The sequence below is a fragment of the Rickettsia bellii RML369-C genome (assembly GCF_000012385.1).
GTDB classification, from domain to species: domain Bacteria; phylum Pseudomonadota; class Alphaproteobacteria; order Rickettsiales; family Rickettsiaceae; genus Rickettsia; species Rickettsia bellii.
Window position 1 is genome coordinate 120,696 of the sequence record NC_007940.1, and the last position, 14,223, is coordinate 134,918.

Below are 14,223 nucleotides of genomic sequence, written 5' to 3' on the forward strand. Positions count from 1 at the left end.
TCATGAAATTTCGAAGCTTGCATTCGAAATTTCATATTATTCATCAAGATTTATTTACGCAATTCCCTTAAACACCTCAATAGCTTTTGCTCGTGATAATCCATAGTCAACTATCGGTTTAGGGTAGTTATCATACATTTTGTGGGAATTTATATTGTGGATGATGTGCGGTTGGACATTTTTTAAGATGGGTAAATATTTCTTGATATATTCAGCGTCTGGGTCAAAATTTTTCCCCTGAGTATAAGGGTTAAAAATACGGAAATAAGGCTGAGCGTCAGTACCGCACGAGCTTGCCCATTGCCATCCGCCAACATTAGAAGCGAGTTCGTAGTCCATAAGGTACTGAGCAAAAAACTCTTCGCCTTTCCGCCAATCTAAAAGCAAATTCTTGCTGAAGAAACTAGCAACTATCATTCTTGCCCTATTATGCATCCAGCCATCACCGACTAACTGCTTAACTGCTGCATCTATTATAGGATAACCGGTTTCTGCGTTAATAAATTTATCGAAATATTCTTTTTTGTTATTCCATGGAATTTTATTTTTGTATTTTTCTAAGAATTCCTCATTAACAGTGTTTGGAAAATGATATAAAATAGTTGCATAAAACTCTCGCCAAATTAGTTCATTAATCCACGTTATACTACCTGGATTTGAAGCAGCATTAAAAGCCTTACGATAACATTCTCTTATCGATACAAGTCCGAATCTTAAATAAGGTGAGATAGTGCTTGTGCCGTCAAGATATAAAAAATCCTGATCAATTTTGTAACGATTTATTCTTCTTGTAATGAATTTATCTAAAACATTCTGAGCATTTTTAGGCTGCCAAAGTTCATCTTCTTTATATACATAACCGATTTGTTTTAACGCTTCAGATTTCCCTATATTTAGATCAATAGTTTTTAGTTCTATATCTTGCGGCGTATATAATTTACCATCTAAATTATAACTATAATTTGTTAGTAGCTTATTATGTGATATACTTCCATTATCTGCTATAAATTTACGGAAAGCCTGCATATAAGGAGTATAGACTTTATAAGCCTTATTATCTTTTGTTAAGACTCTATCAGGTTTTATAAGTAAATGATCACAATATAAATTAAGTGTGCAGTTACTACCTAACAACTCTTGAACTTTTTTGTCTCGTTCTATATTGTTTGGTTCATAATCTTCGTCAGCATAAATATTTTCGATTTTTAGAGTGGCTGCGAGTTTTGGAATAATATCCAAAGGCTTGCCGTAAAATACTAGCAACTTTCCTTTTAGCTTTTTGAGTTCATCATTAATTAAACAAAGTGTGTTTGCTAAAAAGGAAAGCCGTCTGTCATGTGGATTTTTAAACCTTTCTAGGATAGTGGTATCGAAAATAAATATAGGCAGTATTTTATCAGAATTACGAAGTGCTGCTGCAAATGATTTATTATCATGCAGCCGTAAATTACGCCGTAACCAAACTATAGAAGTTTTGTTCATATATGCTCGATTGTTCTAATTTTTCCGTCATTGTGAGGAGATGCGTGCATCGACGCAGCAATCTCGGGAGTGCTGCTTCATGAGATTGCAACAAAGCTTCGCTCCTCGCAAGGCTTGCTTGCGTGGATCATTCTTCCCGCTGTCATCCCGCGACTTGATTGCGGGATCCAGAAAATAAAAAAATATTAATTTTATTAGTATTTTTAACTGGATCTAGTTCATAAATCACGGGATGACAGGGGGAAGAATGATCCACGCTGGCAACGCCGCCACGGGATGACACAGCTAAAATTATTTCAGTTCTTTGCTTATTAATCCTTTTAGCTTCTCTTTTGCAGCCTCTCTAGAGCGAAAACTTGCATAAGAATCGTGATGTTCTTTATCTTCAATAAAGTGTACAAAGAAAACTTTGCGGTTATCTTTTTGTAACCATCCTATAAACCAACCTATTTGACAATCTTTTAACTTTATAGTTCTGTCTTCATTAAGACGATTTCCGCTTCCTGTTTTAGCATAAAGCTTCCATCCATCTGCAAAATCTTCGATAAACATAATATTTTTGGTCATTTCCTGAGCTTTAAGGCTTACAGGTAATTGATCTGCTGCAAGTTTTTGTAGGAAAGCAATCTGTTCTTCAGGTGAAATTTCTAAAGAGCTAGAAAGCCACGCATTAGTTAAACCATTGTTCTTCCCTTTATCTCCTGAAGTATCTTGGTTACCATAATTAAATTTTGTTACGTAATTATGGAATTTTTCATAACCTAATTCTTTAGTAATAAGACGTGAATACCAAAGACAGCTATTTTTCATCCAGTCTTTAGGTGTATGTGGCTGTTTCCAAACTTCAAGATAATCATCATATCCTTTTTTAAAAGGTAATTTAGGATGGGTCTCGTCAATTAAAAATCCATCATCATAACCCATTAAACTTAAAACAATTTTAAAGGTAGAACATGGAGCATAGCGTGATTTGCAATCACCATCTTGTTTAATAACCTTATCATTTTCTTTAACTAAAAAGCAATCTGCTTTAATTGCAAAGGATACAGTAAATGATATTAACGCAGTTAAGTATAGAGTAATTTTTTTCATTAGTTTTAACTTTTTTAGGTTTAGTATATTTCCTGAGATTGATCTTTTTCGGTAGGCACGTAATCAAAAACATCATTGTTATGGTTGTTATCTATGATTTCGCTGTCATCTTCAATTATCAGGATGTTATTGATCTTAAATGCTTCCATAACAGAACCACTAGGAGTGATTTGACCAGTTGCTCTATCTACAGCTTGTAGCTTTACTGAATCAGGTACTTTAAAAGGTAAGGGCGGTTCATCTTTATAAGCGTTACTCATAAAATCAATAAAAATAGGTAATACTACGCTTGATCCTGTCGCTCTTCTTCCTAGAGTTCTTGGCGTATCATATCCAACATAACTACCCACAACTATTTTAGGTGTGAAGCCTATAAACCATGTATCTTTACTATCGTTACTAGTACCGGTTTTTCCGCCGATAACTTTCCCTAATTTCTTTGCAGAGTAAGCAGTTCCCCTATCTACTACACCTGTTAAAAGTGAAGTAATTTGATAGTCACTTGCTGCATCCGTGACCATATAAATATTTTCTGCCGGAATTTCTAATATTGCGTTATCTAAATCATTATCTGAAACGTTACAAGTTGTACATTCTCTATCATCTCTGCGATAAATAACTTTGCCGTTACGATCTTTGATTAATTCAACAAAATGCGGCTTTATTCTTTTACCACCATTAGCAATAATGCCGTAAGCATTAGTTATTCTCTCAAGCGTTGTTTCAATAGAACCAAGTACCATAGAATAGACTTTTTGTGGATTATCATTAATTCCGAATCGCTTAATTATATCAACGATTTTGGTGAGTCCCACCGCAGTTGCTACTCTAACTGTTACAAGATTACGGGATTTTTCAAGTCCGGTACGCATAGTAATTGGTCCTAGAAACTTACCCTCATAATTTTTAGGACGCCAGCTAGGCATCCCGGGACCTTGTGAGATTTCAATAGGACCATCGTTAAAAATCTGATTTGGTTTAACGCCATTTTCAAGGGCTGCTAGATAAACAAAAGTTTTACTTAAAGAACCTGGTTGACGAAGTGCTTGTGTTACCCTGTCAAATTTACTAGCAAAGAAATCATATCCGCCGACGCTTGTAAGAACCTGTCCAGTATTTGGATTCATGACCATAATAGCACCGTTTACTTCTGGAATTTGCCGTAAGGCATAATAATCTTTTACAGGTTCTACAACTATTACATCACCCTTTGTTAGTAGCTTTTTAGCTGATTTAAGCTCACTTTTTGCCCATTTCATTTCAGAAATAGGGATTTTAGATTTAGCTCCGCTTGCAAACCCGATCTCAGCTTGAGTATCAGTAACTTCTAAAACTACAGCGATTTTATATTCTAGAAGCGATGGTGTGGTTGGTAATTTTTTTAGTTCTTCTTGCCAATTATCAAGTGAAATAGTAGCTATAGCTTTTCTGAAACCACGTTTTCTATCAAAATCTCTAAGACCTTTTCGTAGTGACTCTTCAGCAAATTTTTGCATTTTAGCATCTAAAGAAGTAATGATAGTAAGACCGCTAGTATAAAATTCGTCTTTACTACCTAGCATTTTAATTACTTCATCCCTAACTTGCTCAGCATAATAATCAGCCGTAACAGTTTCATCTTGGTCTCGCTTTCGTAGCGTAATTGGACTATCTACTGCCTCTTTTGCTGCATCGCTTGTGATATAACCATCTTCTAGCATCCGCATTATTACATAATCACGACGAGCTTTAACCCTAGCATAATTTTTCTCAGGATTAAGTTCAGAAGGTGCTTTAGGTAATGCTGCAATAAAAGCTGACTCCGCAATAGTTAGCTCCTCTACTGATTTGTTAAAATAATTTTGTGCGGCAGTTGCAACCCCATACGCACCACGCCCAAAAAATGTTTGATTGAGATATAATTCTAAAATCTGGTCTTTGGTAAATACTCTTGAGATCATATAAGATAAAATTGCTTCTTTGATCTTACGTTGAAACGATACTTCATTGGTAAGTAAAAAATTCTTTACTACCTGCTGAGTAATAGTAGAAGCACCCTCCATACGCCTATGATGAAGAAAATTTGATATGTTAAGAAATGCTGCCCTAACTATTCCAAATAAATCAACCCCTTGGTGGTTATAGAAATTTTTATCCTCTGCAGCAATAAAGCTTTCTTTTAATGAGGTAGGAATACTGTTAATTGGGATAAATACACGCCGCTCGAAAGCATATTCCTCCATTAATTTTCCATCACGAGAATAAATACGGGTTACCGAGGGAGGATAATATCTTGCTAGCTGTCTATAATCAGGTAAATCACGAGAATAGTAATATATTATATAAGCGACAATTCCGCAGCCTATTAAAAAAAGCAAAGCAAGAATTTTTAAACAAAAAAATAGAGATTTGTACATGTATAGATGATATTTTTTTTTATTATACTAAAACTATGCAATATTATAAAGTATTATCTCTTTATTTTAATTGGCTTAAAGCAATGAGTATATAATTTATCTAAGTAAATTACCACTTTTCGTATTATTTTTTCGACACAAATAACACATCTAAAATTATATCCCTATTCCTTGAGGTTGTCTTAATTGTTCTCTTTGTGCTTGTAACCTGTCTTGGTGAGTAGTTTTACCTGATTCTTTATTATTCATCTCTATATTGGGTTTATTAGAAGTACCAGCATAAATATCAGGATTTAGAGCAAACTTTTGCATTTCTCCACTTTGTGGCATTGTATTTATAAGGGTTTTATATTCTTCAAATGTTGGTTCTATCTTATCATAATTTGATAAGTGTTCTTTTATATGCTTGCTGAAATATGTATTAATTACGGATAATATTTTTTCCTCTTCCTTAGATAATTTTTCTGGAGTGTTGATCGGTAAATCTTGCATACCTAGTATTGATTCTTGCAAAAGATCTTTTAAATTCTCATTTGCTATAATCGTACTATCTTTCTTACTTAATTCATCTTTAGCTAATGCATCTAAAAACGGTTTTATATTTTCTTCAGTGATATTATTTTTTTGTGCTTCTCCCTCTCTTTGAGTTTCTTTATATTTTCCCCAATCATCGCTTAGTTCGGGCTTAATTTCTTCTGCAGTTGTGATAATCTGCACCCATGTTCCTTGAATACAGCTACTCGAATCATCTCCATAATTTGTAGCTGCTACATATAATTGTTTGGCTAGTTTGAATTTCTGTTGCTCTTTATATACTTTTTCTATATCTAAGCCACTTTCTTTATTAAAAAGTGCTTTTACTTCATTTTCATTTAATGATTTTAAATTATCATATATTTCAGCCCTATTCTTTCCTTGTTTTTTGGTAAGTAAAGTTACAGTTAATTCTTTTATTTGCTTAAAATTCGGTTTCGTTTCTGAAGCAAGCTTTGAAATTAGCCCTATAGATTGCGGTATAGTAATTTTTTTTTCAGCATCTTTAGTCCAATCATATTGCATTCGTTCTGTCGGATATCCCTCATTGTACTCACCATTACTATCTTTTCTAAGATAATTCTCATTTAACACTTTAAATGCTTTATCTATAACTATCTTTATAAATTCCTTATCAGATGGAAGTGTATTACCTCGTAAAGTTTTTTCCATAACGCTTTCTTTCTCTTGAGCAGTAAGATCTAATAAATCTATAGCCAGATCAAGATTCTTACTAAATAAGTCTTTCACTTCACTTTTATATTTTTCTGCTTCTTCTGTAAGTTTAATATAATTATCACTAAATACTTGTACTAACTCATTAGTAAAAAAATTTGTACGCTTTGTTACTTCTGATGTATGTACTGACTGTGCGTCATTCACAATACTAAGCATTATATTATCTGGATCTATTTCTTTAGAAGGAATCATGCCTTTTTCAAAAAATAATTTCTGCATTTCAGGGTCATGTGTATAAAAATGCATTAAATTATGATCATATTCATCTTTGGTGTTAACTAAAAAAGGATATTTTTCTTGATTATTCAATATGTATTTAATATATTCATCTTTTCCTTGTTGAGCAAAACTAAACATTATATCTTTTATTCTTTCTTCTTTATTAAAATCGGAATTAGATTAAAAATCTCTCAACTGAATTAAATAATTACAAAACTCGCTTAATCCATTATCATCGGCAATCTTTAATTCTTGAATTTTAGGTAATTTTTTTACAATATCTTCTATTTCTTCAATCGACATTAGTGTTGATAATGAGATAATAGTAAGATTTTTTGTGCTTGAAGAATTAACTAAATCCGTTATCCCTTTATTCGTAATATCATTACAATCTTTAAAATTAATATTAGTAATATTTTGCATATTTAGAGAATTTGCTAAATCCATCAACGCTTTATCCGTGATAATAGTTCCTCTGAAATTAATGCTGGTAATATTTTGCATATTTGAAGAGTTTGTTAAATCCGTTAACGCTTTATCCGTAATGTTGCACCTTCCTAAATTAATGCTAGTAAGGTTTTGCATATTTGGTGAATTTACTAAACTTTCTACTCCTTTATCAGTAATCTTATAACAGTCCTCAAAACTAATGCTGTTAAGGTTCTGTATATTTTGTGAATCCGCTAAAGCCTCTATTCCTTTATCTGTAATCTTGTAACAGTATTGAAAATTAATGCTGGTAAGATTCTGCATATTTGGCGAATTAGCTAAAGCCTCTATTCCTTTATCTGTAATATAGATACAATTTATAAAATTAATGTCAGTAAGATTTTGTATATTTGATGAATTTACTAAATTCTGTATAATTCCATCATTAATATACTTCCCAGCTAACTTTAATTGGGTCACTTGATGGTTATTGCTTAAATATTCAAGTAAATCAGGAATATCTGGCTCTTTTAAGTCAGCGTTTTCTAAATCTAATAAAGTACTTTCTTTATATGAATCAAATTTCATCACATCATTATACCCTTAATCAAATTGTCCTATATAATTATATTATTAATAATTTACTTTCCCAGATCAACTTATTAAATATTATTAACATATAAAATTAAATAACCTGACAAAAAAAGTACAATATATAGTATGAATAAATAAAGAATAGGAGTATTTGAAAAGGAACATATACTTCGTTTAATTTGAAAAATTAGCAGATAATGATTATCGCTCTTTCAAATTAAACTATTATATTAAATTTTAAAGTATCAACGGTATATTTCACCACTTAAACTATTAAGTGCTGCTTTAGTAATTTTTACCTCAATAATTTTACCAAGTAAATCTTTATTAGGATTTTTGATATATACGGACTGCATATAAGGTGTTTTACCTATGATCTGATCATCAAATTTACCATCACGATCAAATAAAACTTTCATTGTAGAACCTATACAACTTTCATTAAAAGCTAATTGCTGAGCCGCAAGCTCTTTCTGCAATATGGTTAATCTTTCTGATTTAATATGCTCAGGCACTTGATCGGTTCTTGTTGCACCTGGGGTACCAGGACGTGGGCTATATTTAAATGAATAGCATTGACCATATTTTACTTTGCGGACTAAATCTAAAGTATCTGCAAAATCTTCATCTGTTTCGCCAGGAAATCCAACAATAAAATCAGAAGATAAAACTATATCAGCTCTTGCTTTTCTTAAGCGATCAATTATATCAAAGTAATAATCCCGATCATGTTTGCGGTTCATTGCCTTGAGTGTTTTATTTGAACCTGATTGCACTGGAAGATGTAAAAACGGCATTAATTTAGGCTCTAAGCCGTGCAAGCTTATTAAGTCATCTGTCATATCTATCGGATGTGACGTGGTGTAACGTAATCTCTCTAAATTTGGAATTTTTACTAAATGCCTTATCAAATCAGCAAGAGTAAATACTTTATCGTCTGATGTTTTGCCGTGATAAGCATTAACATTCTGTCCAAGCAGCATAATTTCTTTAGCACCGCTACTAACTATCTTTAAGGCTTCTCTATAAACTTGCTCTACGTTTCTTGAAAATTCAGCACCTCTAGTATAAGGTACTACGCAAAAAGTACAAAACTTATCGCACCCCTCTTGCACTGATATAAAGCTACTAGCTCCTTGCGGATATAACTGTTCAGGTAATTGGTCAAATTTTGCTTCTTCAACAAAATCAAGATCGATTAAATGCTTTTCGTGTCTAACAACTTTAGAAATTAATTCAGGTAAATTATAATAAGATTGAGGACCAACTACGATATCAACATAAGGAGTTCTGGTAAAAATTTCTTCGCCCTCAGCTTGTGCAACACAGCCAGCTACTACTATTATTGCTGAATTTAGACCTTGTTTTTTTCGTGCATCTTGTAATTTTTTAATACGACCAAGTTCTGAGTAGGTTTTTTCTGCGGCTTTTTCTCTAATATGGCAAGTATTTAAAATAATAACATCTGCTTCTTCGATATTTTCCGTAGGCTCATAGCCATAAGGATATAGCAAATCCTGCATCTTAACGGAGTCATACACATTCATCTGACATCCGTAAGTTTTAATATAAAGCTTCTTACTCATATTGTTTTGTAATACCTTAAAAAGGTCTACATTATAATATATTTAAATAACTTTATCAAATTTTAAATAATATTAGATGATAGGTTACTTAGGTTCTATGCATTTTTTAAAAATGCATAGAATTTGGAATTTGTGTAAATTCTAGATAGGTTATATGAAAATAAAGAAGAAAGATAATTATATTATTTCACATTTAGAGTGATGTTTAGTACCTCCTAAATTTTTAACGTTATTATCTTGTTCTTGATGCAAATCTCCATGATGAGGTGTTGTTGTATGGTAATTAACCATTTTTTCTAGATTTTTGGAATCTTGCTGTGTTTGTTGTACAAAAGCTTTGTTTGCTTCAGGGGTATAAGTTTTTTGGAATTCTTTAAATAATTCTTCTGCAGTTTTTTTTCCTTTAGACATAATTTTCTCCTTTTTTAGTTTTGTGATTGATTATTTTATAGACGAATGAATTATATTTCCCGACCTATTTTTTTTTGATTATTAATTTGTGGTTGTACATTTTGCGATATAGTTTTTTTAGGTTCTGAATTAGTTAAAGAATCTTTTATTTTATCGCACTGGTGTTGAGTTTTTACATTTTGACGTATTTGTTTATCATTTTCATCTAGCTCTTTATTATTTGTTATTGCATCATGTTGATTGTAAAGTAAAACATGTTTTTGCTTTAATTGTTCATGTTTATCAGGACTTCTAGTATGTTCTGTTTTTTCTATAGCATCTTTAAATTGTTTTATGTGTACGTGATCTTTTTCATGCGATGATTTTAATTTATCGAGATCACTCTTTATGTTTTGTCTTATTTCTCGAGCTTTTTCTAATAATTCCTTATTCGCTGCTAGCTTGTCATGATTAGTTTTTAATTTATTTATTTGCTCTGGGGTTAAATGTTGTTTTTTTATTTGCGATAAGCTGTTAATTTCTTTTTCTAGCTCTTCCTTTTCTTGCTGAGCTTTCTCAAATACTTCATTTATTCCTTTCTCTTGTTCTTTAAGCCCTGCAAATTTTTGTCTACGCTCTTCTACTTCTTGATGAGTTAGTATATTTTTATCTACAGCTTTTTCATCAATTGTTATCTCCCCTTTAGAATCTTTTTTTACCATTTCTTCTAGTGGGGTATATAATTTTTTATACTCTTCTAGATTTTCCTTAAATTTATCGTGTTTAGTATTAAGCTCTCTAATTTGCTCTGTTACTTTTGCTTTATATTTTTGTATCTCTTCTTGTTGTAGTTGTTGTTGTAATTTTTCTAAGTCTCTTGCATAAGTTTCAGAATTAGATTGTATTTCAGAAGTTTCTTGCTTTTTTATTATAGTGTTTTGAATTTCATCAATTATATTATTAAGATAACTATTATCAGATTTTAGCGATCGTATTTGACTTGCTAATCTACTTAACTCTGCAGGATTATTAGTAGCACTTACTTGAGAAAGGATAGATTTAATTTCATTAGAAATTTGAAGATCATCTATCTGTTTCTTGCTTATATTTTCTTTATTACTCACAATAACCTTTTATATCTATTACTCTAATTGCGAAAAAACGTTAGCAAAACGTTAGCAAATAGTAAAATTTAAGTCAAGCATTTATTAACAAAAATTAACTTTGTATTGTAAGCCACTGATTTAATAACTCATCAAGTTTCTTTTTATCATTAACTAGTTGAGTACTGATTTGATTATATTTTTGAGGGTTTGCAAGGTATAGATTACTATCCTCAAGTTGCTTTTCTAAAGCCTTAATTGAAGCTTCTAATTTGTCAATTTCATTTGGTAATGTTTCAAGCAAACGTTGATATTTGTAAGATAGCTTTTTATTTTGTGTTTCTTTAGGACTAGAAGTAAGAGTTATAGGTTTTGAGGTTTTTTTAATTGTAGGACTTGCAGTAAAATATTGTTTGTAATCTTCATATCCACCTGTTAAATCGTGAATTTTACCTTGAGCAAAGACTAAAGTACGTGTAACTAATCTATCTAAGAAATCACGATCATGACTAACTACTATTAAAGTGCCGGAATAATCTGCAAGTATGTCTAGTAAAATCTCTAAACTATCCATATCTAAATCATTGGTTGGTTCATCTAGGATAAGCAAATTGCCAGGGTTAATTAAAATTTTTGCTAGTAATAGCCTGTTAGCCTCACCTCCTGATAGAATAGCAGTTTTAGCATTTAGTAGCTTAGGGTCGAACATGAATTGCTTTAAATAACCAGCAACATGCATGGTTTTATCATTAGGCAAAAATACCTGATCCCCACCAGTAGGACATAAAGTTTGCTGCAAAGTATGATTATGGTTTAGTTTTTCTCGATGTTGATCAAAATATGAGATATCTAAATTACCACCATATATAATTTTGCCGATTTCAGGAGTAAGTTGTTTGGTTAGTAATTTGATAAAAGTAGATTTTCCTGAGCCATTCGCTCCAATTATTCCGATCTTTTCGCCTTTTTTAACACGGAAGCTAAAATTATCGATAATTTTAGTATTTTTATAGCTAAAACTAACATTATCAGCTTCGATAATAAACTTACTTTTAGCTATATTTTCTTCAAGTTCTGCTTGTACTCTTTGTTTTGAACGAGCTAGCTTTGCCGCATGTTCTCTTGCTATTTCCCTTAGGGTTTTTAGCTGAGCAAGCCTTTTCTGGTTACGCTTACGTCTAGCTGTAACACCTGCATTTAACCATTCATTTTCTTGAGCTAATTTTTTATTTAATTTCCGCAGGGCTGCTTCTTCTTGCTCTATAATAATATTTTGCCATTCATCAAAATATTTGAATCCTTTATCGGATTTGCGTAAATGTCCACGATCAAGCCACCAAATTTTATTAGTCACATTTGATAGGAAAGTTCTATCATGACTAACGCAAATAATCGCACCATTATATGATTTAACGTATCCTTCTAGCCATTCAATTGTTTCAATATCTAAATGGTTAGTCGGCTCATCAAGCAATAATATTTCTGGCTCTAATATTAAGGTTTTAGCAAGGCTGGCTCTTCTAAGCTGTCCACCTGAGTAGGTGGATAGGTTATCTGTGCCGTTGATTTGTAACTTTTCTAGTATGATGTCGATTTGGTATTTATCTATCTCTTTGTTATTACTTTTTTGTTCTAGAATGAAATCATAAACATCAGAATTAAGTTTGATCGCAATATCTTGTTTTAAATATCCGGTTGTGATTGCAGGGTCTTTAAATAGTTCTCCGTTATCTAACTCATAATCTTCCGATATTACTTTCATTAGGCTTGATTTACCGCAGCCATTACGACCTATCAGACAAATCTTATCGCCTTTATATAAATAAAGTTCTAAGTCAGATAAAATTATTTTATCTGCAAAACTTAAATTACCGTCTTTAATGTAATAGATTGGAGTAGTCATAAGAGTATGTTATGCCGTGGCTTTGTAACTAGATAAAAGTTATTCCCGCATTGCTTTGTTGCGTGGATCGAAAAACGCCCTAAGGTAGTCATGGCGTGATTTATTCTATAGTACTGGACAGTTTTTATTCTATGTCATTCCCGCGGAAGCGGGAATCCAGCATAAAGCGAGATACCTAAGCTTTTAATTTTAAGAAGTTACTGCGTTTATGTTTATTTTTTCTGGATTCCCGCTTCCGTGGGAATGACATATAAGGTCACCTACACCTGAATAAAATATAACATTTTTTTAATAACTGTCCGGTACTATTGATTTATTCACGGGGTCCAGTTAAAAATACTAATAAAATTAGTATTTTTTATTATTTTCTGGATCTAGTTTCCAAGCAACTAGATGACATAGTAACTCCTGAGATTGCTTCGTCGAAACTTTCAGTTTCTTCTCGCAATGACTTTAAATCTTTTTAATTATTAAACTAGTGTTAGTTCCGCCAAACCCGAAAGAATTGGAAAGTACGTAGTTTATTTTAGCCTCTTTAGCTTTAAGTGCAACTAAGTCTAGCTTAACTTCGTCCATTGGATTTTCTAAATTTAGAGTAGGTGGTGCAATCTGATCTCTAATTGCAAGTGTACCAAAGATAAATTCAACACTTCCGGCAGCACCAAGCAAATGCCCTATTGAAGATTTAGTAGAAGACATTAAAACTTTAGGATTAGCTTCTAAAAATAATCTCTGAACTGCATTTAATTCGATCGCATCGCCTATATCAGTAGAAGTACCATGTGCGTTAATATAGTCAATCGCATCAGGGTTTGTACCAGCATCTTGCAAAGCTTCATGCATTGCTCGATAAGCTCCTCTCCCTTCAGGATGCGGAGCTGTCATATGATACGCATCACCCGTAGAGCCATATCCTACGACTTCACCATAAATTTTAGCACCACGACGCATAGCATGTTCGTATTCTTCTAAGACTACAACGCCAGCTCCTTCGCCCATAATAAAACCACCTCGATCCTTATCCCAAGGTCTCGATGCTTTTTCAGGATCATCGTTATATTTAGTGCATAAAGCTCTTGCTGCTACAAAACCTGCAACTCCAACAGGTGTTACCGGTGCTTCCGCACCGCCTGCGATCATAACATCAGCATAGCCATGCTTTATCATACGCATAGCATCGCCTATAGCATGTGCTCCAGTAGAGCAAGCCGTTACTGCAGCTTGGTTTGGACCACTAAAGCCATATTTTATTGAAACAAGACCTGATAAAAGATTAATTAAGGAAGCTGGAATAAAGAATGGGCTAACCTTACCATTATTTTCTTGATGAAGCTTTACAGAAGTATCTTCGATCATTTTAAGACCGCCAATTCCTGAACCTAATATTAAACCGGTTCTGTCACGTGATTCTTGATCCTCTGGTAACCATCCACTATCTTCAATTGCTTCAGTTGCAGCTGCAACGCCATAATGGATAAATTTATCCATTTTACTCAATCTATTTACATCTTCAGTTTTCGTAAAATTTTCAAGTTTGAAGCCATTCTCTTCAGAATGGTTTAATAGTCCTGCAATTTTGCATGCAAGTTTGGAAGTATCAAATGCTGTAATAGTTTTTATACCGCTTACCCCTTGGACTATATTATCCCAAGATGACTTAACGTTAAGCCCAACTGGGGTAATCATCCCAAGACCAGTAATAACTACTCTTTTATTCATGGTTTGATTTAACATCCTTAATTATTTTTTATTAGGTC

The 14,223-nt window shown here is 32.5% G+C and carries 10 protein-coding genes; all 10 read right to left on the minus strand.

The genetic code is table 11. The annotated features are described in order from the left end of the window. Window positions 1–54: 54 nt before the first annotated feature. The 10 genes from RBE_RS00555 to fabF all read right to left on the minus strand — a co-directional run bounded on the left by RBE_RS00555 (window position 55) and on the right by fabF (window position 14,200). Entirely contained in the window at window positions 55–1,482 is a 1,428-nt protein-coding gene (locus RBE_RS00555) for a cryptochrome/photolyase family protein (protein ID WP_011476802.1), read from the minus strand. 291 nt (window positions 1,483–1,773) lie between these two features. Then, window positions 1,774–2,574: a class D beta-lactamase gene (gene blaOXA, locus RBE_RS00560; RefSeq protein WP_011476803.1), complete on the minus strand. Its 801-nt coding sequence runs from the start codon at window positions 2,572–2,574 to the stop codon at window positions 1,774–1,776. A gap of 20 nt (window positions 2,575–2,594) precedes the next feature. After that, complete coding sequence (locus RBE_RS00565; protein WP_011476804.1) at window positions 2,595–4,970, minus strand: penicillin-binding protein 1A; 2,376 nt, start codon at window positions 4,968–4,970, stop codon at window positions 2,595–2,597. 156 nt (window positions 4,971–5,126) lie between these two features. Further along, a complete protein-coding gene (locus RBE_RS00570) occupies window positions 5,127–6,599 on the minus strand; it encodes a hypothetical protein (protein ID WP_011476805.1) in 1,473 nt (490 codons plus the stop codon). 42 nt (window positions 6,600–6,641) lie between these two features. Beyond that, a complete protein-coding gene (locus RBE_RS00575) occupies window positions 6,642–7,478 on the minus strand; it encodes a hypothetical protein (RefSeq protein WP_041804588.1) in 837 nt (278 codons plus the stop codon). A gap of 251 nt (window positions 7,479–7,729) precedes the next feature. Further along, the gene (miaB, locus tag RBE_RS00580) at window positions 7,730–9,070 is read right to left on the minus strand and encodes a tRNA (N6-isopentenyl adenosine(37)-C2)-methylthiotransferase MiaB (protein WP_011476807.1); all 1,341 of its coding nucleotides are present in this window, start codon (window positions 9,068–9,070) and stop codon (window positions 7,730–7,732) included. A gap of 177 nt (window positions 9,071–9,247) precedes the next feature. Next, window positions 9,248–9,481, minus strand: a complete 234-nt coding sequence (locus RBE_RS00585; protein WP_041804589.1) for a hypothetical protein — start codon at window positions 9,479–9,481, stop codon at window positions 9,248–9,250. Between the two features lie 50 nt (window positions 9,482–9,531). Then, window positions 9,532–10,584, minus strand: a complete 1,053-nt coding sequence (locus RBE_RS00590; RefSeq protein ID WP_011476808.1) for a hypothetical protein — start codon at window positions 10,582–10,584, stop codon at window positions 9,532–9,534. A gap of 94 nt (window positions 10,585–10,678) precedes the next feature. Then, a complete protein-coding gene (locus tag RBE_RS00595; RefSeq protein ID WP_011476809.1) occupies window positions 10,679–12,466 on the minus strand; it encodes an ABC-F family ATP-binding cassette domain-containing protein in 1,788 nt (595 codons plus the stop codon). Window positions 12,467–12,919: 453 nt separating this feature from the next. Next, window positions 12,920–14,200 (minus strand): beta-ketoacyl-ACP synthase II, encoded by a 1,281-nt coding sequence (fabF, locus tag RBE_RS00600; protein ID WP_011476810.1) that lies wholly within the window; start codon window positions 14,198–14,200, stop codon window positions 12,920–12,922. Between the last annotated feature and the right edge of the window lie 23 nt (window positions 14,201–14,223).

Coding starts and splice junctions, on each gene's coding strand:
- fabF (WP_011476810.1), bottom strand. CDS start 14,200: ATGTTAAATCAAACCATGAATAAAAGAGTAGTTATTACTGGTCTTGGG.
- RBE_RS00555 (WP_011476802.1), bottom strand. CDS start 1,482: ATGAACAAAACTTCTATAGTTTGGTTACGGCGTAATTTACGGCTGCAT.
- miaB (WP_011476807.1), bottom strand. CDS start 9,070: ATGAGTAAGAAGCTTTATATTAAAACTTACGGATGTCAGATGAATGTG.
- blaOXA (WP_011476803.1), bottom strand. CDS start 2,574: ATGAAAAAAATTACTCTATACTTAACTGCGTTAATATCATTTACTGTA.
- RBE_RS00575 (WP_041804588.1), bottom strand. CDS start 7,478: ATGAAATTTGATTCATATAAAGAAAGTACTTTATTAGATTTAGAAAAC.
- RBE_RS00565 (WP_011476804.1), bottom strand. CDS start 4,970: ATGTACAAATCTCTATTTTTTTGTTTAAAAATTCTTGCTTTGCTTTTT.
- RBE_RS00595 (WP_011476809.1), bottom strand. CDS start 12,466: ATGACTACTCCAATCTATTACATTAAAGACGGTAATTTAAGTTTTGCA.
- RBE_RS00585 (WP_041804589.1), bottom strand. CDS start 9,481: ATGTCTAAAGGAAAAAAAACTGCAGAAGAATTATTTAAAGAATTCCAA.
- RBE_RS00570 (WP_011476805.1), bottom strand. CDS start 6,599: ATGTTTAGTTTTGCTCAACAAGGAAAAGATGAATATATTAAATACATA.